The organism is Rhodanobacter sp. UC4451_H18 (genome assembly GCF_052978225.1).
The window spans coordinates 1,085,392-1,110,665 of record NZ_CM129663.1; the positions used below are offsets into that span (position 1 = coordinate 1,085,392).

23 protein-coding genes and 1 tRNA gene are annotated in these 25,274 nt (G+C 66.9%); 7 read left to right on the top strand and 17 right to left on the bottom strand.

Going from position 1 to position 25,274, the window contains the following annotated elements:
* Positions 1-78: 78 nt before the first annotated feature.
* The 8 genes from ychF to ACVCMG_RS05145 form a co-directional block, all read right to left on the bottom strand.
* Positions 79-1,167 (bottom strand): redox-regulated ATPase YchF, encoded by a 1,089-nt coding sequence (gene ychF, locus ACVCMG_RS05110; protein WP_447115016.1) that lies wholly within the window; start codon positions 1,165-1,167, stop codon positions 79-81.
* 88 nt (positions 1,168-1,255) lie between these two features.
* Positions 1,256-1,837 (bottom strand): aminoacyl-tRNA hydrolase, encoded by a 582-nt coding sequence (gene pth, locus ACVCMG_RS05115; RefSeq protein ID WP_447099338.1) that lies wholly within the window; start codon positions 1,835-1,837, stop codon positions 1,256-1,258.
* A 53-nt stretch (positions 1,838-1,890) separates the two neighbouring features.
* Complete coding sequence (locus ACVCMG_RS05120; protein WP_447099339.1) at positions 1,891-2,586, bottom strand: 50S ribosomal protein L25/general stress protein Ctc; 696 nt, start codon at positions 2,584-2,586, stop codon at positions 1,891-1,893.
* 161 nt (positions 2,587-2,747) lie between these two features.
* Entirely contained in the window at positions 2,748-3,689 is a 942-nt protein-coding gene (locus ACVCMG_RS05125) for a ribose-phosphate diphosphokinase (protein WP_395121353.1), read from the bottom strand.
* Positions 3,690-3,740: 51 nt separating this feature from the next.
* Positions 3,741-3,817: transfer RNA gene (locus tag ACVCMG_RS05130), tRNA-Gln, on the bottom strand.
* 40 nt (positions 3,818-3,857) lie between these two features.
* Positions 3,858-5,237, bottom strand: coding sequence for a 4-(cytidine 5'-diphospho)-2-C-methyl-D-erythritol kinase (gene ispE / locus ACVCMG_RS05135; protein WP_395117234.1), 1,380 nt, complete (start codon positions 5,235-5,237; stop codon positions 3,858-3,860).
* A 55-nt stretch (positions 5,238-5,292) separates the two neighbouring features.
* Entirely contained in the window at positions 5,293-5,898 is a 606-nt protein-coding gene (gene lolB / locus ACVCMG_RS05140; RefSeq protein WP_447115017.1) for a lipoprotein insertase outer membrane protein LolB, read from the bottom strand.
* Complete coding sequence (locus ACVCMG_RS05145) at positions 5,895-7,643, bottom strand: tetratricopeptide repeat protein (RefSeq protein ID WP_447115018.1); 1,749 nt, start codon at positions 7,641-7,643, stop codon at positions 5,895-5,897. The genes lolB and ACVCMG_RS05145 overlap by 4 nt, the downstream gene beginning before the upstream one ends.
* Positions 7,644-7,751: 108 nt before the next feature.
* On the opposite strand from ACVCMG_RS05145, the gene hemA reads away from it, so the two are divergent.
* Both hemA and prfA read left to right on the top strand, forming a co-directional pair.
* The gene (gene hemA / locus ACVCMG_RS05150) at positions 7,752-9,020 is read left to right on the top strand and encodes a glutamyl-tRNA reductase (RefSeq protein ID WP_447115019.1); all 1,269 of its coding nucleotides are present in this window, start codon (positions 7,752-7,754) and stop codon (positions 9,018-9,020) included.
* Positions 9,021-9,113: 93 nt separating this feature from the next.
* The gene (gene prfA, locus ACVCMG_RS05155; protein ID WP_447115020.1) at positions 9,114-10,193 is read left to right on the top strand and encodes a peptide chain release factor 1; all 1,080 of its coding nucleotides are present in this window, start codon (positions 9,114-9,116) and stop codon (positions 10,191-10,193) included.
* Between the two features lie 206 nt (positions 10,194-10,399).
* On the opposite strand, the gene ACVCMG_RS05160 is transcribed toward prfA, so the two are convergent.
* Genes ACVCMG_RS05160 through ACVCMG_RS05170 form a run of 3 tightly spaced genes read right to left on the bottom strand, consistent with a single transcriptional unit; the run spans position 10,400 to position 12,413 of the window.
* A complete protein-coding gene (locus ACVCMG_RS05160) occupies positions 10,400-10,666 on the bottom strand; it encodes an acylphosphatase (RefSeq protein WP_447115021.1) in 267 nt (88 codons plus the stop codon).
* Positions 10,666-11,139 (bottom strand): TlpA family protein disulfide reductase, encoded by a 474-nt coding sequence (locus ACVCMG_RS05165; RefSeq protein WP_447115022.1) that lies wholly within the window; start codon positions 11,137-11,139, stop codon positions 10,666-10,668. Before ACVCMG_RS05165 ends, ACVCMG_RS05160 begins: the two co-directional genes overlap by 1 nt.
* On the bottom strand, positions 11,136-12,413 hold the full coding sequence (locus ACVCMG_RS05170) for a YihY family inner membrane protein (protein ID WP_447115023.1): 1,278 nt from the start codon (positions 12,411-12,413) through the stop codon (positions 11,136-11,138). Before ACVCMG_RS05170 ends, ACVCMG_RS05165 begins: the two co-directional genes overlap by 4 nt.
* 104 nt (positions 12,414-12,517) lie before the next feature.
* Here ACVCMG_RS05170 and wrbA point away from each other — a divergent pair, with 104 nt between their 5' ends.
* Together wrbA and ACVCMG_RS05180 are read left to right on the top strand one after the other, a co-directional pair.
* Positions 12,518-13,120, top strand: a complete 603-nt coding sequence (gene wrbA / locus ACVCMG_RS05175) for an NAD(P)H:quinone oxidoreductase (protein WP_447115024.1) — start codon at positions 12,518-12,520, stop codon at positions 13,118-13,120.
* Complete coding sequence (locus ACVCMG_RS05180; protein ID WP_447115025.1) at positions 13,117-13,491, top strand: DUF2069 domain-containing protein; 375 nt, start codon at positions 13,117-13,119, stop codon at positions 13,489-13,491. Before wrbA ends, ACVCMG_RS05180 begins: the two co-directional genes overlap by 4 nt.
* Before the next feature lie 65 nt (positions 13,492-13,556).
* Here the strand turns inward: ACVCMG_RS05180 and ACVCMG_RS05185 are convergent, their stop codons facing one another.
* The 4 genes from ACVCMG_RS05185 to ACVCMG_RS05200 form a co-directional block, all read right to left on the bottom strand.
* Positions 13,557-14,327, bottom strand: a complete 771-nt coding sequence (locus tag ACVCMG_RS05185; RefSeq protein ID WP_447115026.1) for an SDR family NAD(P)-dependent oxidoreductase — start codon at positions 14,325-14,327, stop codon at positions 13,557-13,559.
* A 123-nt stretch (positions 14,328-14,450) separates the two neighbouring features.
* Complete coding sequence (locus ACVCMG_RS05190; protein WP_447115027.1) at positions 14,451-15,128, bottom strand: GNAT family N-acetyltransferase; 678 nt, start codon at positions 15,126-15,128, stop codon at positions 14,451-14,453.
* Between the two features lie 17 nt (positions 15,129-15,145).
* Positions 15,146-15,601 carry a GNAT family N-acetyltransferase gene (locus tag ACVCMG_RS05195; protein ID WP_447115028.1) on the bottom strand — a complete coding sequence of 152 codons (456 nt, stop codon included), beginning with the start codon at positions 15,599-15,601 and terminating at the stop codon, positions 15,146-15,148.
* 933 nt (positions 15,602-16,534) lie between these two features.
* Positions 16,535-17,020 (bottom strand): hypothetical protein, encoded by a 486-nt coding sequence (locus ACVCMG_RS05200; RefSeq protein WP_447115029.1) that lies wholly within the window; start codon positions 17,018-17,020, stop codon positions 16,535-16,537.
* Positions 17,021-17,215: 195 nt separating this feature from the next.
* Between ACVCMG_RS05200 and ACVCMG_RS05205 the strand changes: the two genes are divergently transcribed.
* The gene (locus tag ACVCMG_RS05205; RefSeq protein ID WP_447115030.1) at positions 17,216-20,836 is read left to right on the top strand and encodes a class I SAM-dependent DNA methyltransferase; all 3,621 of its coding nucleotides are present in this window, start codon (positions 17,216-17,218) and stop codon (positions 20,834-20,836) included.
* A 70-nt stretch (positions 20,837-20,906) separates the two neighbouring features.
* Here ACVCMG_RS05205 and ACVCMG_RS05210 read toward each other — a convergent pair whose 3' ends face one another.
* Positions 20,907-21,338 (bottom strand): hypothetical protein, encoded by a 432-nt coding sequence (locus tag ACVCMG_RS05210; protein ID WP_447115031.1) that lies wholly within the window; start codon positions 21,336-21,338, stop codon positions 20,907-20,909.
* 683 nt (positions 21,339-22,021) lie between these two features.
* On the bottom strand, positions 22,022-22,807 hold the full coding sequence (locus tag ACVCMG_RS05215) for an acyl-CoA thioesterase (RefSeq protein WP_447115032.1): 786 nt from the start codon (positions 22,805-22,807) through the stop codon (positions 22,022-22,024).
* 103 nt (positions 22,808-22,910) lie between these two features.
* Here ACVCMG_RS05215 and ACVCMG_RS05220 point away from each other — a divergent pair, with 103 nt between their 5' ends.
* Together ACVCMG_RS05220 and ACVCMG_RS05225 are read left to right on the top strand one after the other, a co-directional pair.
* Positions 22,911-24,605: an acyl-CoA dehydrogenase family protein gene (locus ACVCMG_RS05220; RefSeq protein ID WP_447115033.1), complete on the top strand. Its 1,695-nt coding sequence runs from the start codon at positions 22,911-22,913 to the stop codon at positions 24,603-24,605.
* Between the two features lie 165 nt (positions 24,606-24,770).
* Entirely contained in the window at positions 24,771-25,265 is a 495-nt protein-coding gene (locus tag ACVCMG_RS05225) for an asparaginase domain-containing protein (protein WP_447115034.1), read from the top strand.
* Positions 25,266-25,274 lie beyond the last annotated feature (9 nt).

Consider the following 25,274-nt stretch of genomic DNA (forward strand, 5'->3'; position numbering starts at 1 on the left):
TGCTTTCCGCAGCGTGACGAAGAGCATCGCGCACAAGTGCGCTCCCACGATCTTGCGGCGGGCATAGCCCGCTGGTCGTCAGACGTTGAACAGGAAGTGCAGCACGTCGCCGTCCTTGACGATGTAGTCCTTGCCTTCCTTGCGCAGACGCCCGGCGGCGGCGGCGCCGGCTTCGCCTTTGTACTGGATGAAGTCGTCGTAGGAGACGGTTTCGGCGCGGATGAAGCCTTTCTCGAAATCGCTGTGGATCACGCCTGCAGCCTGTGGCCCGGTGGCGCCGCGCTTCACCTGCCACGCGCGCACTTCCTTCACGCCGGCGGTGAAATAGGTCTGCAGGTCGAGCAGCTTGTAGCCGGCGCGGATCACCCGGTTCAGGCCCGGCTCGTCCAGGCCCATGTCCTTCAGGAACTCGTCGCGGTCGGCTTCGTCGAGTTGCGCCAGTTCCTCCTCGATGGCCGCACACACCGGCACCACCTCGGCACCCTCGCCTGCCGCGCGCTCGCGCACGGCGTCCAGCAACGGGTTGTTCTCGAAGCCGTCGTCGGCGACGTTGGCGATGTACATCAGCGGCTTCAGGGTGAGCAGGAACAGGTCGCGCACCAGCGCCTTCTCTTCCTCGTCCAGGCCGAGGCTGCGCGCGGACTTGCCTTCGTTGAGCCCGGCGGCCAGCTTCTGCAGCACCGGCTTCTTGGCCAACGCATCCTTGTCGTTCGCCTTGGCCGCGCGCTCGGCGCGGTTCAGCGCCTTGTCCACCGACTCCAGGTCGGCCAGCGCCAGTTCGGTGTCGATGGTCTCGATGTCGGCGATCGGATCGACCTTGCCGGCGACGTGGATCACGTCGCCCTCGAAGCAGCGCACCACGTGGGCGATTGCGTCGACCTCGCGGATGTGCGCCAGGAACTTGTTGCCCAGGCCCTCGCCCTTCGACGCGCCGGCGACCAGGCCGGCGATGTCGACGAACTCCACCGCGGTCGGCACCACCTTCTGCGGGTTGACGATCGCCGCCAGCGCATTCAGCCGCGGGTCCGGCACCGGCACCACGCCCACGTTCGGCTCGATCGTGCAGAACGGAAAATTGGCCGCCGCGATGCCGGCCTTGGTCAGCGCGTTGAACAGGGTGGACTTGCCGACGTTGGGCAGTCCGACGATGCCGCATTTGATGCCCATGGATTTGATTCCGGGAATAGGGAATAGGGAATAGGGAATAGGAAAAGCGGGGGTCGGGATGCTCTTGCGACTCCCTATTCCCCATTCCCTATTCCCTCGTCGTGTGCAACTGCTGCATCGCCTTGTCGAACTGCCCATCCACCGCCAGCGGCAGCACGTCCAGGGCGCGCGCGACGCCGTCCAGGATGGCGGTTTCGTCCGTGGCGGAAGGCCGGCCCAGCACCCACGGCGTGACCTGATCCTTGTGGCCGGGGTGGCCGATGCCCACGCGCAAGCGATGGAACTTGCCGTGGCCGAGGTGGCCCATGATGTCGCGCAGGCCGTTCTGCCCACCGTGGCCGCCGTCGAACTTCAGGCGCACGGTGCCGGGCGGCAGGTCCAGGTCGTCATGCGCGACCAGACATTGTTCGGGTTCGATCTTGTAATAGCGCAGCGCCGAAACCACGGCGATGCCGCTCTTGTTCATGAAGGTGGCGGGCTTGAGCAGCCAGACCGGTTCGCCGCCAAGGCGCACGCGGCAGCTCTCGCCATGCAGCTTGCCGTCGAAGGCGAACCGCTCGCCCTGGCCGCCGGCGAGGGCGTCCACCAGCCAGAACCCGGCATTGTGCCGGGTTCTGAGGTATTCGGCGCCGGGATTGCCCAGCCCGACGATGAGTTTCAATCCAGCCATTGCGCAGCCAGCCATGCATGGCCCCGCGCCGGTCTGGCGCGGGGCCGCACGACTTACTTCTTGTCGGCAGCCGGCTTGGCGTCGGACTTCGCACCCGGCTTGGCAGCCGCGGCCTTGGTCGCTTCGGCCTCGGCTTCGGCAGCGTCTTCCGCGACATCCGCGGCGCTTTCCTTGACCGCGTTCACGGTCACCACGGCGACGTCGTGGGCTTCACCCAGCAGCAAAGCCGGCAGTTCCACGTTCGCCGGCAGCTTCAGCTGCGACAGGTGAATGATGTCGCCGGCCTGCAGCGCGCCCAGATCCAGCTCGATGAACGCCGGCAGATCCTTCGGCAGGCAGCTGACTTCCACTTCGGTCAGGTTGTGCGAGATCACCACGCCGGACATCTTGCCGGCCGGCGACAGTTCCTTGTTCAGGAAATGCAGCGGCACGTTGGCGCGCAGCCTCGCGTTCTCGTCGATGCGCTGGAAATCCATGTGCATCATCAGCTGCTTGAACGGATGCTTCTGCCAGTCGCGCACCAGCACCTTCTGCACCCTGCCATCGACGTTCAGGTCGAGGATCGAGGAGAAGAACCATTCGTTCTTGGCGGCGAGCAGGATGGTGTTGTGCTCGATCTGGATGCTTTCCGGCGGCTGGCTGCCACCGTAGACGACGGCCGGCACGAAGCTCGCGCGACGCAGGCGGCGGCTCGCACCTTTCCCCTCGTCCTTGCGGCTCTGCGCCTTGATTTCATGAGTCTGGGTCATTGTTTTATTACCTTGGGTTGCGTTTTCCGCCTTGCGACGGATGGGTGACTCTCCCGCGACCAGGAGAGCCCTTGGAGGGGAATAGGGAATGGAGAATAGGGAATAGGAAAAGCGTGGGTGCGGCTCTTCGATTCCCTATTCCCTACTCCCTATTCCCGGATTCAATCCACGTACAGCGAACTCACCGACTCGCCGAAGGCGATGCGGCGAATGGTTTCAGCCAGCAGTTCGGCGACGGAGAGCTGGCGGATCTTGCTGCAGGCCTGGACTTCGGGGCGCAACGGCAAGGTGTTGGTGACCACCAGCCGGTCGAGCTGGGAGCCTTCGATGTTGCTGATCGCCGCGCCGGACAGCACCGGATGCACGCAGTAGGCGACCACCTTGCGGGCGCCGCGCTCCTTGAGAGCTGCAGCGGCCGCGCACAAGGTGCCGGCAGTATCGACGATGTCGTCGACCATGACGCAGGTCTTGCCTTCGACGTCGCCGATGATGTTCATCACGGTGGAGACGTTGGCGCGCGGACGGCGCTTGTCGATGATCGCCAGGTCGGCGTCGTCCAGCCGCTTGGCGATCGCCCGGGCACGCACCACGCCGCCCACGTCCGGGCTGACCACGATCAGGTCTTCCATGCTGTACTTGCGCCAGATGTCGGCCAGCAGCACCGGTGAGGCGTACACGTTGTCGACCGGAATGTCGAAGAAGCCCTGGATCTGGTCGGCATGCAGGTCCACCGTCAGCACCCGGTCCACGCCCGCGGCGCCGATCATGCGGGCGGCCAGCTTGGCGGTGATCGGCACCCGCGCCGAGCGCGGCCGGCGATCCTGCCGGGCGTAGCCGAAGTACGGGATCACCGCCGTGACGCTGGCCGCCGAGGCGCGCTTGAGCGCGTCGGTGAGCGCCAGCAGCTCGAACAGGTTCACCGCGCTGGGCGCACCGGTCGGCTGGATCACGAACACTTCCTGCCGACGCACGTTCTCCTCGATCTCGATCTGCACCTCGCCGTCGCTGAAGGTGCCGACCAGGGCCTTGCCCAGCGGCACGCCCAGGCGGTGGGCGACATCCTCGGCCAATGCGCGATGCGCATTGCCGGTGAACAGCATCATCGGGGTGGACGTGTCCACGGTGCTACCTCGAAAACTCAGCCAACAATGAAGTGGCTGGGGCGGCAGGATTCGAACCTGCGAATGCGGGAATCAAAATCCCGTGCCTTAACCAGCTTGGCGACGCCCCAGTGTCTTGGTGTATTCGGTCGTGCCTTTGCCTGAAACCCGTCAACTTGCGCGTTGCCGCGCCAGCGCCTGATGCAGCGGCGAGACATCCATCCCGCTCGCCACGTGTACCCTGAATGTCGCCGGACAACGTTCTGCGATGGCGTGGGCACGCGCGAGCGAGCGCAGCTCCAGGAACACGCAGCCGCCGGTACCCGAAAGCCTCGCCGTGCCGAAACCGCCCAGCCACGCCAGCGCTGCCGCGACCCGCGGGTAACGCGCCCGCACGACCGGCTCGAAGGCGTTCTCGACCGTTGCGCCGGAAACAAAGGACGAAATTGTCGCCCGCGGCGCATTTCGTGTCAATTCAGGCGCTTGAAAGAGCGCCGCAGTAGGCACCTGCTCGCGCGGGTCGAGCACCACGTAATGCCTTCGCGGCAGATGGATCGGGCTGAGTCGCTCGCCGACGCCCTCGGCCCAGGCCGAACGTCCGCGCACGAATACCGGCACGTCGGCGCCGAGCTGGCCGCCCAGCGCGGCCAGGCTGTCCTCGTCCAGATCCAGCCGCCACAGGTGATTGAGCGCCACCAGCACGGTGGCCGCGTCGGAACTGCCGCCGCCGAGGCCGCCGCCCATCGGGATGCGCTTGTCGACGGCGAGATCCGCGCCCAGCGCACAACCGGCATGCTGCTGCAGCAAGCGGGCCGCGCGCACGACCAGGTCGTCCGACTCGGCCACCCCCCGCGCGCCGTGCAGGCGCTTCACTTCGCCATCGTCGCGCACCCGCAGGCGCACTTCGTCACCCCAGTCCAGCAGGCGGAACACGGTCTGCAGTTCGTGGTAGCCGTCGGCACGGCGACCGGTGATGCGCAGGAACAGGTTCAGCTTGGCCGGCGCGGGCCATGCGGTCCATTCACCACGCGCCGGCGTGGCCAGCGGGCGGCTCATGAAGACGCGCAGGTCGTCGGGAAAACCGTGCTCGCGATCGCGCTGGCGGGCGTTGGCGAACGCCGGGGCGTTCTTGTCGACCACCGCGAAACCATGCCGTGCGTAGAACGGCGCGTTCCACGGCACGTCGGCAAGGGTGCCCAGATCCACCCGCCGATAGCCCGCCTCGCGCGCCCAGTTGCAGGCGTGTTCGAGCAGGGCCGCGCCGATGCCGCGGCGACCATGCCCGGGCAGCACGTCGATCTCGGCGACGCCGATCGCACCGTCGCCCGGCTCCTCGTCCAGCCAGATGAAGCCGAGCGGATCGCCCGCTTCATCCGGCGCCACCCAGACCAGGCCGCGCTCGACAGCCTGCCGCAGCAGTTCGACCGGCATCGACACCGCCGCGTACGCCGGCCACGCCGGATGGCCGCGAAACAGCTGCACGGCCTTGCGCTCGATCGCACACAGGGCGGCGACATGGCCCGGCTGGGCACGGTCGATGTGGACGTTCATGGATGGCAGCGGCGCACCGTCGGCAGGGCGCAAAGCCTAACCCAACCGACGGCGCTTACCGAAACTGCCAGGATTCGATCGACAGCCGCACCTTGTACGGCGGTCGCGCGGCGTAGACCTTGGTCGGCAACGGCGGATCGCGGGTTTCGTCCCAGCTGCGGTATTCCACCGACCAGCCGTCCTGCCGCAGCAGCGACGGCAGCCGGTTCTCGCCGAAGCGGATTTCCGCCGGACCGCCAGCGGCACGCAGGCCCAGCACCCACGCGCGCAACTCGCGCAGCGGCACTTCCCAGCCCAGTGCCTTGCGCATCAGCGCCTCGGCGTCGTTGCCGCGCAGCGGCCCGCCGTCCAGCCCTTCGAGCAAGGCATCGTGCGCATCGCCGCTGAGCCGGAAACTCTTGCCGGTCACCGGCGCGCGCAGCACGAACTCGTAACGCGCGCCGTCCTGGCTCCAGCTGAAGCTGCCGCTGCCGCCTTCGTGGCCATCCGACACGCCCAGCCGGCCTTGCAGCGACCAGTGCCCGGCGTCGGACAGCGCGTGTTCGCGCGCGCGCTGGGCGGCAAGCAGGCCGGCGTCGCCGGGCATGCGTACCGCTGGCGCGCAGGCGGTCAGCAGCAACGGCAGCAACATCGCTGCGCCACATGCGGTGATCCGGTTCAAGGATGCGCTCCGGCCGGCAGCAAGCGCTTCAAGACATCGCGCAGGCTGCTGCTGTGCGGGTCGAGCTTGCGCACTTCGTCGAACACCTGCTGCGCGTCATGGCGACGGCCCTGCTTCCACAGCACCTCGCCCAGATGCACGCCGACGTCGGCGTCCTTGCGCGCCAGCCAGGCGCCGCGCAGGGTTTGCTCGGCCTGCTCCAGATGGCCGAGGCGATACTGCAGCCAGCCCCAGGAGTCGGCGATGGCCGGATCGTCTGGCTTGGCAGCGCGGGCAACCTGCAGCAGCTTCTTCGCTTCCGGCAGGTCGCGGTTGGCGTCGGCCAGGGTGTAGCCCAGCGCGTTGCTGGCGTCGACGTCACCGGGCTTGATCTTCAGCAAATGCTGGAAATCCTTCACTGCCAGGTCGATCTGACCGGCCTGGGCATAGGCCAGGCCGCGACCGTAGAGCAGGCCGGGATCATCGGGCATCACCTGCAGGGCGCGGCTGAACGCGGTTTCCGCCTGCGCGTAGTTCTGCTCGCGCAGGTACAGCTCGGCGTCGGCTTGCAGGGCCTGACGCAGTTGCTCGGGCTGTTCGAGATAGTCGATCTCCAACTGGGCCAGCAACTGGTGGGCCTGCTCGCGCTTGCCCTGCGTGTGCAGGATCAGCGCACTGCGTATCGCCGCGTCGAACGCGTGCGGATCGTCGTCGCCGACCTGGTCGTACCAACCCAGCGCCTCGGCGTCGCGGTGCTGCATCTCGGCCAGCTGCCCCAACAGGTAGCTGCTCTGCGCGCGCACGTCGGGCGAGGCTTGCTGCAACTGGCGGTACAAGGTGGCCAGCGCCTTCGTGTCCTGGTGGCGAGCGGCCAGGCCCGCGCGCATGGCGTAGGTGTCGGCATCCTGCGAGCCGTGCGCGAGCAGCTGGCTGGCGGCTGCGTCGTCGCCCGACGCGCTGAGCATGCCGGCATAAGCCAGGCGCAAGCGCGTATTCGATGGAGCCTGGGCCAGCGCCTTGCGCAACAACGTCTTTGCGCCGTCGCGGTCGCCGTCCTTGAACTTCATCTGCGCGGCCCAGGCGTAGGTCTCGGCGTTGTTGAAGCGCTTCACCGCCGCCGTGGCGATCTCCTGTGCATAGGCATGGCGACCCAGCTTGTCGCCCAACTCGCTCATCGCCAGCCAGGCCTTGGGGTCGGCCGGCAGGCGCGCCGGCACGGCCAGCGCTTCCAGCAGGCGGGCCGCCTGCGCCTGATCGCGTGCGCCCAGCAGCACGCGGCCAAACTGGCGCCAGGCGTCCTTGTCGCCGCTGGCGATCAGGCGCTCCAGCTGCTGTTTCGCCTCGGTGGCATTGCCCTGATCGAGCGCCAGCTCGGCGCGCGCGCGCGCCATCGGTGCGGGTTTGGCGCCCAATGCCTGCCAGCGGTCAAGCGCGCGGCCGGCCGCCTCGTCGTGATGCACGGCGATGGCCAGCTCCGCCGCCCGCTCGGCCACCGCGGGGTCTGTGCTGAGGGCCATCGCCTTGTCGTAATGGGCCGATGCCGCGGCCAGATCGGTGCGGCCGAGCGCCATCTCGCCGGCCAGCAACTGTGCCAGCAAGTCATGATCGGCATCCGGCGTGGCCACCACCAGCCGCGCCATCGGCTGCGGCGTCGGCGCGGCCTGCGGACGCAGCGGCGCCGTGGTGCAGGCGCCCAGCGCAAGCGCCAGTGCGGACAGTGCCGTAAAATGCCGCAGTTGCTTGAACTTGCTCGACCCGCTCCGCACACTGTTCTCCGTCGACCGACCTGCTGCAGCCGTATCCATGATGATCGGCACCTGCGCCAAGCTTAGCCTACGCCGCCAAACCCCTGCCGCCGAGATGCCTGCTGCCTCATGCCACTGATCGCCCTCGGGCTCAATCACCTCACCGCGCCGGTCAGCCTGCGCGAGCAGGTGGCGTTCGATGAGGACGCCGCTGGCGCGGCCCTGCGCGAACTGGCTCGCGAGCCGGGCATCGAGGAAGCGATGATCCTGTCCACCTGCAACCGCACCGAGCTGTACGTGGGCGTGGCCGAGGGTGCGCAGGACATCCCGCAGGCATGGTTGAACCGTCATCATCATCTGACCCCCGGCAAGCTCGATGAGTTCCTCTACCGGCACGAGGAACGCGACGCCGTGCGCCACGTGTTCCGCGTCGCCACCGGGCTGGATTCGATGGTGCTGGGCGAGCCGCAGATCCTGGGCCAGGTGAAGGACGCCTACCAGCAGGCGCGCCTGGCGCATGCGCTGAAGGCGCCGATGGATCGCCTGCTGCAACACACCTTCGCGGTGGCCAAGCGGGTGCGCACCGACACCCGCATCGGCGCGCACACGGTGTCGGTTGCCTTCACCGCGGTGCGCCTGGCCGAACAGGTGTTCACCGACCTGGAGCAGGCCTGCGTGCTGTTGATCGGGGCCGGCGACACCATCGAGCTGGCCGCGCGCCACCTGGCCGAACGCCACGCCCGCCGCCTGATCGTGGCCAACCGCACGCTGGAAACCGCGCAGGACCTGGCCGGCCGCTACGGCGGCTACGCGGTGGCGCTGGCCGATCTGCCGCAGCACCTGGCCGAGGCCGATATCGTGATCTCCTCTACTGCCGCGCGGCAGCCGATCGTCACCCGCGCGATGGTCGAGCAGGCCATGACCACTCGCCGGCGCAAGCCGATGTTCATGGTGGACATCGCGGTGCCGCGCGACATCGAGGAGTCGGTGGCCGAGCTGCCGGACGTCTATCTCTACGGCATCGACGACCTGCGCCAGGTGATCGACGATAACCGCCGCTCGCGCGAGACCGCCGCGCGCGAAGCGGACGCCATCATCGACCTGCAGGTCGACCGTTACATGGCCTGGCGACGCGCCTTGACGCTGAAGAACCCCGCGCTGGACATGCGCCAGCACGCGGAGGTCTACCGCGACGAGGTGCTGGGCAAGGCGCGCGCGATGCTCGACCACGGCAAGTCGCCGGACGAGGCGCTGGCCTTCCTCGCCAACACGCTGACCAACAAGCTGCTGCATCATCCCAGCGCGCGCCTGCGCGAGGCGGCGCTCAGCGGCGACCTCGACCTGCTGCACGCCGCGGGGCGGCTGTACGGGCTGGACGAGCAGGATGGGGATCTGTAGGAGCGCACCTTGTGCGCGAATGCTTTTCGCCGGACCCCAGACAGCCATCGCGCACGCCGGTGCGCTCCTACACAGAAGCGAACACCTCCACGCATGACCCCATCGATCCGCCGCAAGCTCGAAGCGCTCGCCGAGCGCCACCAGGAAATCGGCCTGCTGCTGTCGCAGCCCGAGGTGCTGGCCGACAACACCCGCTTCCGCGAGCTGTCGCAGGAATACGCCCAGTTGGAACCGATCGCCGGCTCGCTGCGCGAACACGAGCGCGCCGAGCGCGAACTGGCCGAATCGCGCGCGATGCTGGCTGACCCCGAACTGCGCGAGATGGCCGTCGACGACGTGGCGCGGCTGGAGCGGCGCCTGCAGGATCTCGACGGCGAACTGCAGCTGCTGCTCTTGCCGAAGGACCCGCGCGACGAGGCCAACCTCTACCTGGAAGTGCGCGCCGGCACCGGCGGCGACGAGGCGGCGATCTTCGCCGGCGACCTGTTCCGCATGTACCTGCGCTACGCCGAGAGCCGCCGTTGGCGCGTCGAGGTGCTCAGCGAGCACGCCGGCGAACATGGCGGCTACAAGGAGATCGTGGCGCGCATCGAGGGCAAGGGCGCGTATTCGCAGCTGAAGTTCGAATCCGGCACGCACCGCGTGCAGCGCGTGCCGGAAACCGAATCGCAAGGGCGCATCCACACCTCGGCCGCGACGGTGGCGATCCTGCCCGAGCTGGACGAGATCGACGAGATCGAGATCAACCCGGCCGACCTGAAAGTGGACACCTTCCGCGCCTCCGGCGCCGGCGGCCAGCACGTCAACAAGACCGACTCGGCGATCCGCATCACCCACCTGCCCACCGGCACCGTGGTGGAATGCCAGGACGAGCGCAGCCAGCACAAGAACCGTGCCCGCGCGATGAGCCTGCTGAAGGCGCGCCTGCTCGACGAGGCACAGGGCAAGCAGGCCGCCGCGCAGGCGCAGGAGCGGCGGCTGCAGGTCGGTTCCGGCGACCGCAGCCAGCGCATCCGCACCTACAACTACCCGCAGGGCCGGATCACCGACCACCGCATCAACCTCACCCTGTACCGCCTGCCCGAAACCATGCAGGGCGACCTGGGCGAACTGATCGACACGCTCACCCGCGAGCACCAGGCCGATCAGTTGCAGGCGCTCGGCGGCGCCTGAATCCGGTCGTCACCGCGCGTGAGCCTGGGCTTCGTCAGACGGGACCCATCACACCCGTTCACCCTGAGCACAGGCCGAAGGCCGCAGTCGAAGGGCACGCCGATCGACGGGCGCCACGAGTTGCGGCGTTTCGACTCCGCCCGCTGCGCGGGCTGCGCTCAACGTGAACGGCTGGGGATCGGGAGTGCCGCAGTTGGAAGACAACTTCAACCCACGACGAACCCGCGCAATTCCCGAATGGACAAATCCTCGCGCGACACCGCCGTCACGTCAGCAGCCGGCGGCCCTTGCCACAGCCATTGCTCCAGCGCGTCGAGCGCCTCGCCACTCCCGCCGGCAAGCACCTCGACGCGACCGTCGTCCAGGTTCCTCGCGTGCCCGGCAATGCCCAGCGCCAGCGCCTGCTCGCGGGTGCTGGCGCGAAAGAACACGCCCTGTACGCGCCCCTCGACCAGGAACCGCGCCGTCGGCATCAGTCGGCCCCGATCCACTGCTTGAGCAAGGCCTCGGTGACCGGGCCGAGCTTCTGCTGCGCCACCCTGCCTTCGGGATCGATCAAATAGGTCATCGGCAGGCCGCGCGGCGCGTCGAAATCCTTCAGCGGCTTGTCCACGGTGACCTGGGCGATCGGATAGACCACCGGGTGCTTGGCCAGGAACGCCTTGATGTCGGCCGGCTCGCTGTCCTCGTAGGCCAGCCCGATCGCGCGCACGTTCTGGTGCGCGGCGACGAAATGGGAGATGTCCGGCATCTCCTTGATGCACGGCACGCACCAGGTCGCCCAATAATTGACGATCACCCAGTGTCCGCGCTGCGCGGCCAAATCGAAGCTCTTGCCATCGAGCGTGGTGACCTTGAGCGTCGGCTGGGCCGGCATCGCGGCGTGCAAGGGGGCGACGAAGGCCAGCGCCAGGGCGATGGCGGCGAAGCGGTTCAACAACATCATGCGGGAAGTTCCTCGGTGTCGGCCGTCGGATCGACGGTCGGGGGATAGATCTGGTCGAGCCGGGTGCCCAGCTTCTCCTGCAACGCGGCGGCGACCTCGTCGAGCAGCAGCAGCAGTTCCGCCGGCAGTGCCACGTTCATCGCCGCGGCTTCCTCGCGCGGCTGCAGCGGCAGTCGATGGTGGGTGCAACGATACAGCCGCAGCAGGTCGGTACTGTCCAGGCTGCGGCTGAGCAGCCAGCCGCCCGCCTCGCCGCGCTGGATCAGATCGGCGTCCTGCAGGTTGTCGAAATAGCCGGCGATCGCGCCTGCGCTGAGGCTCGGCGCGCACAGCCGCGCCTCGGCCACGTCCACGCATGCTCCCTTGCGCTGGGCGTCGACGAACAGCCCAAGCACCACCAGCAGGCCGAGGAACTCGGCGCCCACCGGCAGGGTCTCGGCGGGCGGGACGTACTCGTAGGCGGAGATCGACGCCGCCACGGACGCGGCCAGGATCACGATCACCCAGGACAGGTAGATCCACAGCAGGAAGATCGGAATCGTCGCCAGCACGCCGTAGATCTGCTGGTAGGTCTGCGCGTGCCCCACGAACTGGCCGAAGCCCCAGCGCGCGATCTCGAACAACACCGCACCCAGCAGCGCGCCGATCGCCGCGTCGCGACGCGATACGCGCGTGTTGGGAATCACCGCGTACATCAGCCACAGCGTGCAGAACGTCACCAGGAACGGCAGCGTCGCCAGCAGGCTGGCGCCGATCGTGTGGATCTGGCCCGCGGCCACGCTGAGGAACGGCATCGCGGTGACGTACGAGGTGGTGGCGATGCCGCCGCCGACCAGGATCGGCCCCAGCGTCAGCGCCGCCCAGTACAGCAGCAGGCGCGAACTCCAGCGACGCGCCTGGTGCACGCGCCAGATCCGGTTGAGCCGGTCCTCGATGCTGATCATCATCGACAGCGCGCTGAACAGCATCACCAGGATGCTGACCCCGGTGAGCCCCTTGGCGTTGTCGGCGAAACTCTGCAGCGCCGCCTGCACCTTCTCGCCGGCGGCCGGCACGAAGTTGTTGAAGACGAAGTTGATCAGGGTGTCGCGCGCACCCTCGAACACCGGGAACACCGCGAACATCGCCAGCACCGCCACCGTCAGCGGCACCAGCGAAATCAGCGTGGTGTAGGACAGCGCGCCGGCCGTCTCGAAGCACTTGTCGTCGATGAAGCGCTGCCACACGAAGCGGCGGAAATAGCGCATGCGATCGGGGTCGAAGCGGCGGGCCATCGGTATCCTCGGGCGGCCGCGCGGGCGGCCGCGGCCATTCGTCATCGTATCGGCCGGTACACTAGCGTATTGCCCGTGAACGCCTCAACGCGTGGATTTGCCGCATGAACCGAGAAATCCTGGTGCTTTATTACAGCCGCAGCGGCCACACCGCCCAACTGGCGCGGCTGATCGCCCGCGGCATCGAAGAGGTGCCGGACATGCGCGCACGCCTGCGCCAGGTGCCGCCGGTGGCGCCGGTGACCGAAGTGGTACAGCCGCCCGAGCCCGCGGATGGCGCGCCCTACGTGACGAAGCAGGACCTGCACGACTGCGTGGGCCTGGCGATGGGCAGCCCCACCCGCTTCGGCAACATGGCCGCGCCGCTGAAACATTTCCTCGACACCACCGGTGCCGAATGGGCCAGCGGCGCGCTGGCCGGCAAGCCCGCGGCGCTGTTCACCTCCACCAGCACCATGCACGGCGGCCAGGAATCCACCCTGCTGTCGATGGCCCTGCCGCTGCTGCACCACGGCATGCTGATCGTCGGCGTGCCCTACACCGAGCCGGCGCTGACCAGCACGCAGAGCGGCGGCACCCCCTACGGCGCCAGCCATGTCGCCGGCGCCAAGGGCGACAACCCCATCAGCGAGCACGAACGCGAACTGGCCCGCGCGCTGGGGCGTCGCCTGGGCGACGTGGCACGCCGGCTGGCGAATACGCCATGAACACCGCCATGCGCGCTCCGATCCCGCCGGTCTATCGCGCCGGCCTGGTCGCCTGGGCCTTGCTCATCGTGCTGCAACTCGCCTGGCACGCATGGCTGGTGCCGCCGCAGAGCATGCCGATGGCTTTGGTGCTGGCAATCACCGTCGTCCCACTGCTGCTGCCCCTGTTCGCCCTGCGTGACGTGCGCCGCGCCCTGCTCTGGGTCGGCATCCTCAGCCTGTTCTACTTCTGCCACGGCGTGTCCGAGGCATGGAGCTCGCCCGGCGAGCGTTGGCTGGCGGTGACGGAGATCATGCTTACCGTGTTGTTGATCGCGGCGCTGGGGGCGGGCGTCAAGCGCAAAGAACCGGACGGAAAGCGACCTGATTGAATTAATCCGAGCCGCGAAAACGAAGAAATTATTTGGCCTGGATTGCTGATCAGAAGGCCCGCATGTCACGCGGTAAGCCCCCCATCGATGACCAAGCTGTGGCCGACCACATAGGACGATAAATTACTGCTCAGCCAAAGTATGGCCTGAGCGATTTCGCCTGCGCTGGCTGCTCTGCCAATAGGAATCTCGCGAACCATATCTTCCTTGATTTTCAGGACCTCGCTTTCACTGAGATGTGCCGTCCTTCGTTCGCGCCGAGGTGTGTCAGTTACGCCCGGACACACAGCGTTGATGCGAATTCCGTCGGTGATGTACTCCTTCGCGGCGGAGCGCGTAAGGCCGATGACTGCATGCTTGGCAGCACTGTACAAGGTGGCCGTCGGCACTCCACTCAGCCCCGTGGTTGAGGCTACGTTAACAATCGTCCCACCGCCCCGCGACAGCATTGCCGCTATTTCAGCTCTCATACAACTGAATACGCCAGTGAAGTCGGTCGCCAACTGGTCGGACACGGCCTGACTCTGCACCTCATGCATTCGGGTCGGCTTGAAATCATAGCCCGTGCTATTGACGGCGCAATCCACCTTTCCGAATCGTTCGGCCACTACGGTCAGAAGTCCATCCACCGACGACGGATCGCCCACGTCGCATTGAATGAATGTTGCCTCCGCGCCCATGTTTGCCAGTTCTTCTTTGGCCAGAAAGCCTCTCTCGGGATTCCGGCCAGCCAGAATTATTACGGCGCCTTCAGATGCAAATGCTTTTGCCGTGGCGAGTCCGATTCCACTCGTCCCACCGATAATCAATACGATTTTTGACTGAAATTCATACACCGGCTTGCTCCCAATTGAAGTGCGTAAAAACGGGGTTTAAAACGGTGCCAAGTTTACTTATCCCGTTCAGATTGAGGTGGTAAGCGAACCTGACCCAAGCGGCGAAGCACGCTGCACTGATCGTCAAGCCCGCCGGACCACCCGCACCACCGATTCGCGGTAATCGACGAAGCCCATGCGCCGATACAGCGCGCGGGCCGCTTCGTTGGCGCGCATCACGTGCAGGAACGGTGTCTCCCCGCGCAGCAGCTGGCGCCGGATCAGCTTGGCGGTGAGCCGGCGGGCCAGCCCGCGTCCCTGCGCGTCGGGATGGGTGCAGATGCCGCTCACTTCGCGCCAGCCGCCAGCGAAGGCACGCTCGCCGGCCATGGCAATCAGCCGCGCGCCGTCGAACACGCCGAAGTAATCGCCCAGCTCCAGCGTGCGCGGGCCGAACGGCCCGGGCTTGGTCAGCGCGGCCAGTGCCATGGCCTGCTCCACGTGTGCCGCCCCCAGCGGCACGGCCGCAGGAGCCTCATCCAACGCCGGCAACTCGCCCGCCCAGCGCATCTTGAACATGGTCGATTCCAGCTCGATGCTCCAACCGACCGGAGCCGGCCCCGCCCAGCCATCGGTATAGAACGATTCGCCGGGCGCGCAGAACGGCGCCAGGTCGCCGAACACCGGTTCCACCGGATCGGCAAAGCCGAGGATCGGCGAGAACCCCGGCGCGAACCGCCGCGCACCGCCCGCACCCTGGGCAAAACCCGCCTGCGGCCCGCTGAGCGCATGCCAGAAGATGTTGTCGAGGATGGCTGGCACCGGTGATCCCGCGACCACTACAGCTCGCGACTCATGAACACGCTGTATGGATCGGCGACGTAATCCGCAAACGGTTCGCAGCGGACGAAGCCGAAGCTGGCGTACAGGCGATGGGCCGGCGCGAACGCCGCGGCTGATCCGGTTTCCAGGCACAGTCGACGGCAGCCGCGCCGCCGCGCCTCGTCGATGATGTGCCGCAGCAGCGCCGCGGCGACGCCCTTGCGCAGATGGCGTGCGGCGGTGCGCATCGACTTGACCTCCGCCTGCTGCGCATCGATCTGCTTCAGCGCACCGCAACCCAGCAGCTCGCCCTCCTGCCACGCCGTCCAGAAGCTGATTTCCGGCCGGCGCAATGCGTCGACGTCGAGCGCGTGGATGCTCTCCGGCGGCGAGTGCAACGCCACGCCCTGCAGGTGCTCGCGCAGCAGGTCGATGACGGGGGATGCGGTGAGATCGTCGGGCCGGATGTCCATGCGCGCGGATGGTAGCGCAGCCGCGTCCGCGACCAGGATCCCGTTCTGGTCGCTGCGCCTGTACCCGAATTCCCCGCTTCGCCTTGCCGAAGATGCCATGGCCTTTCCCGAATGGTACTTACTTAAGCCCGGCCGACCCCCAACCGTTCGCGCTGAGCGTAGCCCGCGCAGCGGGCGGAGTCGAAGCGCCGCCAAGCGTGGACAGCCCATCGCCGATTTGTCCTTCGACTTCGGCCTTCGGCCTACGCTCAGGACGAACGGGGCTTAAGTAAGTGCATTCCAACCTGACCCATTATTTGGCGCCTCATCCCCGTCATTCCTGCGAAGGCAGGAATCGCACCACCAAATGCCCCACGGCCACTGCGCAAATCCGATGACCCGCTGCACCGCCAAAGTGCGATTCCGGCCTTCGCCGGAATGACGGCGCGGGAACATCGCGCCACCCTCATGCTCGTCATTCCTGCGAACGCAGGAATCGCACCACTACGTGCCTCCTGGCCACCGCGCAAATCCGATGACTGGCTGCACGGCCAAAGCGCGATTCCGGCCTTCGCCGGAATGACGACCTGGGGGACATCCGCAGACCTCCAGCCAACCCGGCGCCGATTGAGACTCCCTTCGACGTCGGGTGCTCCGTCACTCGATCGCGAGTGTCCATCACCCGGCACGGAGTGCCCAGCAGCCGGCGTCGGCACCGGAACCGTCGGCGCCGGGCGCACGCCAGTCGGCGGGGATGAAAAAAACCTCGACGTGGATGTACCGACAGCCGGCGGCGAGGGTTGAACCGTCGGCGCCGGGTGCGCCGCCATCGGCGAGGATAAACGAAGCGGCCGCAGAGGTTGCCGCGCGGTCGGCGGGGATGGTGCGATTGCCGGCGCCGGGCCTCCAACACCCGGCGGGCAGCGGCTGGCGCCGCCCGCCGGGCCTTGCCACTCAGGCGGCTGCCGGCTCCGGCGCAGCCTGGCTGGCACGCGTGCCGGGGAAGCGCTGGCGCAGGTCATCGTAGATGTCCTGCGCGCCGGGGCGGCTGCGGTGCGCCGCCTCGCGCACGCTCTGGTAGTAGGCCAGGTCGGCCATCCATACCTCGCTGGACACCAGTTGCACCGTGTCGTCCACGCTGGTCGCCAGCGTCTGCAGCTCCGCCGCAAAGCGCAACAACTGCGCGCGCAGGGTGCGGTCCTTCTGCACCTCGGCCAGCTCCACGAAGCCCGGCACGAACTCCGCGCGGTTGCCCATGTAGGTCGTGCACTTCTCGTCGAAGCCGACCGATTTGGGCCCCATCTTCGGCAACTCGCGCCGCTCCTGCGTCGACAGCGTCACCAGAAACGGCAGCACCCCGCGGATCGCCGTCAACGCCCCCTGCACCGTCGCCACGTCCTCATCCGACAGCACGGCAGAAATACGGTTGTCATTGCTCATGTCAACACTCCCTTGCGTGATTGAAAGCCGCCACAGCGGCGGCGCAGGGAGATTAACAACGAGCGCGCGCAGGCTTGGGCTGATAGTGGCGTAGGAAAAACCGCAGCCAGCTGCCACGCCGCGACCGCGCGCCGGAAGTGCGCCGGGCGGCGCCATCGGCTAGCCTGCGAACGGGGTTTATCCAGCAGGCAAGACATGACCGAGATCAGCGCAGGCGCCAGCGATGCCTTCACCGCCGAGGCCTTTATCAGCAAATGGAGCGGCATCACCGCCTCGGAGCTTTCCACCGCGCAGAGCTTCGCGCTCGACCTGTGCCGCCTGCTCGACGTGCCGCCGCCGCACCCCGATGCGCAGCAGCAGTACATGTTCGAGCGGCCGATCACCTTCAGCCACGGCGACGGCAGCACCTCGGCCGGGCGGATCGACTTGTACAAGCGCGGCTGCTTCGTGCTGGAAGCGAAGAAGCTCAAGGCGCCCACCCACACCAAGGGCTTCGACGACGCCCTGCTGCGCGCGCGCAGCCAGGCCGAGCAATACGCCCGCGCGCTGCCCGCCAGCGAGGGCCGGCCGCCGTTCCTGATCGTGCTGGATGTGGGCAACCGGATCGAGCTGTACTCGGAGTTCTCGCGCTCCGGCGCCACCTACACGCCGTTCCCCGACCCGCGCAGCCACCGCATCGCGCTCGCCGACCTGCGCGACGAGAACATCCGCGAGCGCCTGCGCACGATCTGGCTCGATCCGCTGGCGCTCGACCCCAGCCGCGAATCCGCCCGCGTCACCCGCGAGATCGCCGCGCGGCTCGCCGCGCTCGCCAAGAGCCTGGAGCAGGCCGGCCACCGCGCGGAAGCGGTCGCGCAATTCCTGATGCGCTGCCTGTTCACCATGTTCGCCGAGGACGTGAAGCTGCTGCCGCCGGAAAGCTTCCGCGACCTGTTGATCGAGTACGCCGATCAGCCCGAAACCGCCATGCGCATGCTCGGCATCCTGTGGCATGACATGGACGTGGGCGGCTTCTCCGGCGCCATCGCCAGCAACGTGCTGCGCTTCAACGGCAAGCTGTTCAAGCAGCCCGACACCTTGCCACTCACCCGCGAGCAGATCGCGCTGCTGATCGAAGCGGCACGCGCAAAGTGGGAGCACGTGGAACCCGCCATCTTCGGCACCCTGCTGGAGCGCGCGCTCGATCCGGACGAGCGGCACAAGCTGGGCGCGCACTACACGCCGCGCGCCTATGTCGAGCGGCTGGTGCTGCCCACCGTGATCGAACCGCTGCGCGGCGAATGGAGCGATGCCCACGCCGCCGCGCTCACGCTGGCCGCCGAAGGCAAGGCCGACGAGGCGGTCAACACCATCCGCGCGTTCCACCACCGCCTGTGCACGGTCAAGGTGCTCGACCCCGCCTGCGGCAGCGGCAACTTCCTCTACGTGACGCTGGAACATTTGAAGCGCCTCGAAGGCGAAGTGTTCAACGCGCTGGACGAACTCGGCTACCGCCAGACCGGCCTGGCGCTGGATGGCGAGCGCGCCGACGCGCTCGGCGGCGAAACCGTCGACCCGCACCAGTTGCTCGGCATCGAACTCAATCCACGCGCCGCCGCCATCGCCGAAGTGGTGCTGTGGATCGGCTACCTGCAATGGCACTACCGCACCCGCGGCGACGTGAACCCGCCGCAACCGGTGATCCGCGACTTCCGCAACATCGAGAACCGTGATGCGGTGCTGGCGTATGACCGCATGGAATACGTGCTCGATGAGCGTGGCGTGCCGGTCAGTCGCTGGGATGGCGAATCCACGAAGGTTTCGCCCGTCACCGGCGAAAAGGTTCCCGATGACAGCAAGCGCGTGCCGCTGGAGCGCTACGTGAATCCGCGCAAGGCGGCATGGCCGGAGGCGGATTTCGTGGTGGGGAATCCGCCGTTCATTGGCACGAAGCGCATGAAAGCGGCGCTCGGCGAGGGTTATGTGGAAGCGCTGCGCGACACATGGCCTGAGGTGCCCGAATCCGCTGACCTCGTCATGTATTGGTGGCATCACGCCGCCGTGCTGACCAGCCGTGGCGCATTGCAGCGCTTCGGCTTCATCACCACCAATTCCATCAGTCAGACCTTCAACCGCCGCGTCGTCGAAGCCGCGATGGCTTCTTCCCTTCTCCCTCCGGGAGAAGGTGCCCGAAGGGCGGATGAGGGTGCGGCCAGGGCGAGCCGTCGCGCTTCGCCCGAACCCTCATCCGTCGCTGCGCGCCACCTTCTCCCGAAGGGAGAAGGGAAAAGCATGCCGCTCTCGCTGGTGTTCGCGGTGCCGGACCACCCGTGGGTGGATAGCACTGACGGTGCGGCCGTCCGTATCGCGATGACCGTTGGCACCACGCAAGTGCAAGCCGGACGGATGGCGCGCGTCACCCGCGAACTCGATCAAGTTGAGGGCGAAACCCAAGTCGAACTTGAACACAGCAGTGGCGTCATTCACGCCGACCTTCGCATCGGCGCGAATATCGGTTCGGCGCGGGCGCTTCGGGCAAACGACGGAATCGCCGGCATGGGCGTCGCGCTGCACGGCGCAGGTTTCATCGTCGAGCCTGAGGAAGCCGCACATCTCCGCTTGCACGGAGAATCCGTCATCAAGCGTTACGTCGGCGGTCGCGATCTGCTGCAGGTTCCGCGCGAACGCTACCTGATCGACTTCTTCGGAATGAGCCAGGAACAAGCGCGCGCTGCGAATCCCGCCGCATTCCAGCACGTGATCGACTACGTAAAGCCCGAGCGCGACCAAAACAACCGCGCAGCTCTCAAGACGCTGTGGTGGCGTTTTGGCTGGGAGAGACCGCAGTTGCGGAAGGCGCTGCACGGTCTGTCCAGATACATCGGAACAACAGAAACATCCAAGCACCGCCCATTTCAATTCATCGCTGGCGATGTGATGGCTGACCACTCAATTGTCTGCATCGCCGATAGCGACGCAGCCGCCCTCTCAATCCTCTCCAGCACGACTCACGTTGCCTGGAGCTTGAGTGCAGGTGGCCGTCTCGGCGTTGGCAACGACCCTCGCTACAACAAAACTCGTTGCTTCGACCCCTTCCCTTTCCCCATCACTACTGACGAGCAGCAAACCAAGCTCCGCACCCTCGCCGAGCAACTCGACACCCACCGCAAGCGCCAGCAAGCCGCGCATTCCGACCTCACCCTCACCGGCATGTACAACGTGCTGGACAAGCTGCGCAGCGGCGACGCGCTGACTGCAAAGGAGCGGGTGATCCACGAACACGGCCTGGTTTCGGTGCTGCGCCAGCTGCATGACGAGATCGACGCCGCCGTGCTCGATGCCTATGGCTGGAGCGATCTGCTGCCACTACTGCGGGTGAGCCATGGCAATGACGCTGCCACGGAAGGTACGAGCCGCGACGAGGCGAAACGCGCATTCGACGAGGCGATCCTCGAACGGCTGGTGGCCCTCAACGCCGAGCGCGCCGCCGAGGAAGCGCGCGGACTGGTCCGCTGGCTGCGCCCCGAGTTCCAGCACCCATCCGCACAGCCTGCGCCGACCCAGGGCGAGCTGCCCGACGCACGCGATGACCTGCCCGTCGCACTCACCGGCAAAGCCACCGCCCCAAAGCCGCTGCCGTGGCCAAAAGACGCAGTGGCGCAGGTACGCGCCGTGGCGGACGCTCTCTCCGCCAGCCCGCTGCCGCTCTCGATCGACGACATCGCCGCCCGCTTCACCGCCCGCGGCCCCTGGAAGAAACGCCTGCCGCAACTGCTCGACATGCTGGTGGCACTAGGCCGCGCCCAGGAAATCGACGGCCGTTACGCCAGCCGATGAGGCGCGAGGTCAACCAGCCGTCAGAGCTTCATCAGGGCGGCTGATTTCACAGTGGCACCTGACGCTGGAATTAAGCGGCGGCGCAGCCGTCCGCCTTGAACGAGTTGTTAGGGCGCCGCTTGCAGAGCACCCACACGCCCACTGGTGGTAACACCGCAAGGCATGCCACCCCCAGACCGAACGCTACCAGAACAAAAGTATGCTCAGGCGTTTTGCCAATGAGAAAGACACGCCAAGCTGCCGACAGGATCGCGACGGTTGAGGTGACGGCTACAGCGTGCTGACGGTAGATGACCGCAAAGGGGTAAGCAAACACGATAGCGACAACCAGTCCGGCTAGTACGGCACCAACAAGAATGGCCGCCAGCTGGAGGAAGCGAGTGTGAAAGAAGTTTGGCAAGCCCCCAAACCACAACAAAAGTAAGGAATGGCCGAAGCTGAGCGCCAGAAGCAGTGGCACGTATAGAAGTATTTGCAATGAGAGGCGAGAGTAGTTTGTCATGCGGCCTAACGCTGGAGTTGAGCGGCGGCGAAGCCGTCCGCCTCGAACGAGATGTTAGAGACTGTTCGTCGGACCAACTATTCTCGGCGCCAAGGATGATGAAATTCGACGCCTAGGTAATGTTAGTGGCTCGTTGTTGATGTTGGTGGTGCCAGCAGAATACTTTACCTCTAGCGTTCGATTGTCCTGCCAGATTACAGATGCGCTTGACTTGTCAGTATTATTCCAAGAGATTGCAAGAGACTCGTCTTTGAGGTCGTGGCAGCTACCTTGTGTGTTCGAGTGGACAATTGCGGTACTCAGATGACGGCCTACATCCGCACTGCAGCCGCATACTCGAGTGATTGCTTTGTACTTTCCGTCAGGAGATGGAACCGTACTAATGAGATCGGGCTTGCATCCAAAGAATGAATTGTAAGCATCTGAGCAGCCCAGTAGGCTGGTCAATATAAGGGCGGCAAGGGCAAGGCGTGCAATATTCTTCATGGGCTCTAACGCCATTTAGATTTCAAAATGAAGTGTAACCCTGCAGCCTATCCCGCGCTCGTCACCGTACACGACATGGCTCAGGCCTACACAGATCAACAAGTTGCTTCGCTTGGTGCTGCCTAATTCCGCAGCCTAATCCTCCCGTGCTTTCAAGCGCATGCCCACGGCCCGAACACCATACCCGAGACACTGCCTCACCCAAACACCACCATACTCTGCCGACTCAACGCCACCGCCTCCCCACGAGGCCCCCACAGCATCACGCTCTGGTTGGTGTAGCCGTCGCGGGCGGCGATGAGGTTGGCGTCGACACGCCAGTCGTCCAGGCCGAGGTCGTCGTAGCGGTCGCGCAGCAGTTCGAGCATCCAGGTGAGCGAGCTGCCGGGGGTGGGGGCGGCGAACATCGACAGCGCGATCGGCGGAATGAAGTCGGCGAAGGCGAGGACGTGGGTTTCGTCGACGGGGCCGTCGTCGCGCAGGGAAAGTTGCAGCACGCTTTCACGCTGGCGGCCGCCGCTGAATGGCAGGTCGCCGCGCAGCCAGCTGGCGCGGAAGTGCTGGGTGAAGGCGGGCATGCGGCCTTCGACGTAGCGCAGCTCCGGCGCAGTTGCATTTTCCACGGGTGACTGCACGGGCTGGAAGTCCAACGCCGAGGGGCGCGCATTGCCGAACACGCCGAGCAGCCGGCACAGCGTCTGCTCGCCGTCGCACAGGCTGGCCTCGACCTGGATGACGCTGCGTCCTGCGCGCAGGCATTGCGCGCGGATGGCCACGTTGCCGGCCGGCACCGGTGCGATGAAGGTCACCTGCAGGGTGCGCAAGGGCATGTCCGCCGGCACCAGCTCGCGCATGGCGCGCAGCGCCAGCGCCGCCTGCAGTCCGCCGAAGGCGCTGCGTCCCTGCAGCCAGTCCTCGCTGACCGTGGCCTGCCAGCCGTCGCCATGGCGCATGACGCTCTGCATCGCTTCGGAGAATCGCATGGGTGGCGCCTGCGCCGAGGGAGTGGCTTTCGATGATGCCAGCGCGGCGCGCCGGATGCGCGCGTGCCTATACTCGCCCTCTCGACTCTGGATGGAGCGCGCCATGGCCTTCCTGCAGGATCCGCCGCAACTTCCCCACCCGTATCGCAGCGACCGCTCGCTGCTGGCGCTGCTCGATCGCGCGTTGCCGGCCAAGCGCCGCGCGGCGCTGGACGTCGATCTGGATGTGCTGGGCGATTACGCCGCGATGGCCTGGCAACGTGCCTGCACCACCACGCGGCGCAAACCGGTGCTGACGCGCTGGGGAGCCTGGGGCCAGCGCGTCGACCGCATCGAACTGACCACCGCCTGGCAGGAAGGCCCGCATATCACCACGCGCCACGCGGTGCTCGCCGCGGGCCACGGCGACAGCGAGCACGCACGGCTGGAGGAGTTTGCCCGCGTCTATCTCTATCACCTGGCCAGCGAGTTCTATACCTGCCCACTGGCGATGACCGACGGCGCCGCCACCGCGATCAAGGCGTCAGGGAATGCGCAGCTGATCGAACGCGCGCTGCCGCATTTTCTCAGCCGCGATCCGTCCAGCTTCTGGCTCAGCGGCCAGTGGATGACCGAAACCACCGGCGGCTCCGACGTGGGCAATACCGAGACGATCGCGCGCCGGGATGCGAGCGGCCAATGGCGTCTGTACGGGCGCAAGTGGTTCAGCTCGGCCGTGGTCGGCGAGGCGGCGCTGGCACTGGCACGGCCGGAAGGCGCCGGCAGCGGTACCGGCGCGCTGGCGCTGTTCTACGTCGAGACGATGGACGGCGAGCGGCGCAAACCGGAACTGATCATCGACCGACTCAAGGACAAGCTCGGCACGCAGGAATTGCCCACCGCGGAAATCCATCTCGACGGCCTGCCCGCCTGGCCGCTGGGCGAGCTTGCCCACGGCGTGCGCCAGGTCGCGCCGATGCTCAACGTCACGCGCAGCTGGAACGCGATCTGCGCGGTGGCCAGCATGGCCCGCGCGATCAGCCTGGCGCGCGATTTCGCCACGCGTCGACAGGCGTTTGGCCGTCCATTGATCGAGCAGCCGCTGCATGCGCAGACGCTGGCCGACATGCAGGCGGATTTCGAAGCGGCATTCGCGCTGGCGTTCGAGGTGGCCCACCTGCTCGGTCGCGTCGAGCGCGACGCGGCCAGCGCGGAGGAAGCCGCCGTGCTGCGTCTGCTCACGCCGCTGGCCAAGCTGTGGACGGGCAAGCTGGCGGTGAAGATCTGCTCCGAGACGCTGGAGTGCTTCGGTGGCGCCGGCTACATCGAGGACACTGGCCTGCCGCAACTGCTGCGTGACGCGCAGGTGTATGCGATCTGGGAAGGCACCACCAACGTGCTGTCGCTGGACAGCCTGCGCGCGCTGGCCGGCGACAGCCTCGGCGCGTTGCGCAGCGTCAGCGCCGGCTGGCTGGAAGGCAACGACGACATGCACGCGGCCAGCGTCATCCGCCAGACGCTGGACGCCGCGGTGCGCTGGCTCGATCAACACGCCGGCGCGCGCGAACAGATGGAAGCCGGCGCCCGCGGACTCGCCTTCACACTCGCGCGGTGCGCCGCCGCTTCCCTGCTCGCGCGCCAGGCCGCCTGGTCAAAAGGCCGTGGCGATCCCCGCCCCGCCGCCGCGCTGCACCGATTCGTCGGCCGCGGCCTGGACCGCCTGGTCACGCCAGACGCCGAAAACACCGCGTCGCTGCTGAGCACCACGTGGGGCGGGCAATGCCCGCCCCACACCGGCGCACCGCCCCGGACACTGTAGGAGCGCACCCTGTGCGCGATGCCTTTCGCCACGGTGACGAAGAGCTCGCGCACAGGGTGCGCTCCCACGGATGCTGCGTGATCTTTCGACCTGATCCGGCGGTGCGGCCCCGCGGGCACGCCGGCGCGGGCTAAAATGCGCGGACTCCCTTCCCGGCGCACCGACATGCAGCACCTGACCATCGTCACCACCGGCGGCACCATCGACAAGGTCTACTTCGACGACAAGTCCGACTACAAGATCGGCGCGCCGCAGATCGGCGAGATCCTGGGCCACCTCGGCGTGGCCTTCGATTTCGACGTGATCCCGATCCTGCGCAAGGACAGCCTGCACATCACCGACGAGGATCGCGCGCTGATCCGCTCCACCATCGAGGCGCAGCCGCACCGCCACGTGCTGGTCACCCACGGCACCGACACCATGGTGGAAACCGCGCGCGAACTGGCGCAGGTCAAGGGCAAGGTGATCGTGCTGACCGGCGCGCTGAACCCGGCGCGCTTCCAGGGTTCCGATGCGGTGTTCAATGTGGGCTGCGCGGTGGCTGCCGTGCAGACCCTGCCGGACGGGGTCTACATCACCATGAACGGCCGCGTGTGGGACCCGGCCAAGGTGCGCAAGAACCGCGCGGAGAACCGCTTCGAGGAAGCGAAGCCGTCCTGACCTCCGGCG

Bases quoted from the DNA above. Each gene is read 5' to 3' on its own strand.
- ychF (WP_447115016.1), bottom strand. From the start codon at position 1,167: ATGGGCATCAAATGCGGCATCGTCGGACTGCCCAACGTCGGCAAGTCC.
- pth (WP_447099338.1), bottom strand. From the start codon at position 1,837: ATGGCTGGATTGAAACTCATCGTCGGGCTGGGCAATCCCGGCGCCGAA.
- ACVCMG_RS05120 (WP_447099339.1), bottom strand. From the start codon at position 2,586: ATGACCCAGACTCATGAAATCAAGGCGCAGAGCCGCAAGGACGAGGGG.
- ACVCMG_RS05125 (WP_395121353.1), bottom strand. From the start codon at position 3,689: ATGATGCTGTTCACCGGCAATGCGCATCGCGCATTGGCCGAGGATGTC.
- ispE (WP_395117234.1), bottom strand. From the start codon at position 5,237: ATGAACGTCCACATCGACCGTGCCCAGCCGGGCCATGTCGCCGCCCTG.
- hemA (WP_447115019.1), top strand. From the start codon at position 7,752: ATGCCACTGATCGCCCTCGGGCTCAATCACCTCACCGCGCCGGTCAGC.
- prfA (WP_447115020.1), top strand. From the start codon at position 9,114: ATGACCCCATCGATCCGCCGCAAGCTCGAAGCGCTCGCCGAGCGCCAC.
- ACVCMG_RS05160 (WP_447115021.1), bottom strand. From the start codon at position 10,666: ATGCCGACGGCGCGGTTCCTGGTCGAGGGGCGCGTACAGGGCGTGTTC.
- ACVCMG_RS05165 (WP_447115022.1), bottom strand. From the start codon at position 11,139: ATGATGTTGTTGAACCGCTTCGCCGCCATCGCCCTGGCGCTGGCCTTC.
- ACVCMG_RS05170 (WP_447115023.1), bottom strand. From the start codon at position 12,413: ATGGCCCGCCGCTTCGACCCCGATCGCATGCGCTATTTCCGCCGCTTC.
- wrbA (WP_447115024.1), top strand. From the start codon at position 12,518: ATGAACCGAGAAATCCTGGTGCTTTATTACAGCCGCAGCGGCCACACC.
- ACVCMG_RS05180 (WP_447115025.1), top strand. From the start codon at position 13,117: ATGAACACCGCCATGCGCGCTCCGATCCCGCCGGTCTATCGCGCCGGC.
- ACVCMG_RS05195 (WP_447115028.1), bottom strand. From the start codon at position 15,601: ATGGACATCCGGCCCGACGATCTCACCGCATCCCCCGTCATCGACCTG.
- ACVCMG_RS05200 (WP_447115029.1), bottom strand. From the start codon at position 17,020: ATGAGCAATGACAACCGTATTTCTGCCGTGCTGTCGGATGAGGACGTG.
- ACVCMG_RS05205 (WP_447115030.1), top strand. From the start codon at position 17,216: ATGACCGAGATCAGCGCAGGCGCCAGCGATGCCTTCACCGCCGAGGCC.
- ACVCMG_RS05210 (WP_447115031.1), bottom strand. From the start codon at position 21,338: ATGACAAACTACTCTCGCCTCTCATTGCAAATACTTCTATACGTGCCA.
- ACVCMG_RS05215 (WP_447115032.1), bottom strand. From the start codon at position 22,807: ATGCGATTCTCCGAAGCGATGCAGAGCGTCATGCGCCATGGCGACGGC.
- ACVCMG_RS05220 (WP_447115033.1), top strand. From the start codon at position 22,911: ATGGCCTTCCTGCAGGATCCGCCGCAACTTCCCCACCCGTATCGCAGC.
- ACVCMG_RS05225 (WP_447115034.1), top strand. From the start codon at position 24,771: ATGCAGCACCTGACCATCGTCACCACCGGCGGCACCATCGACAAGGTC.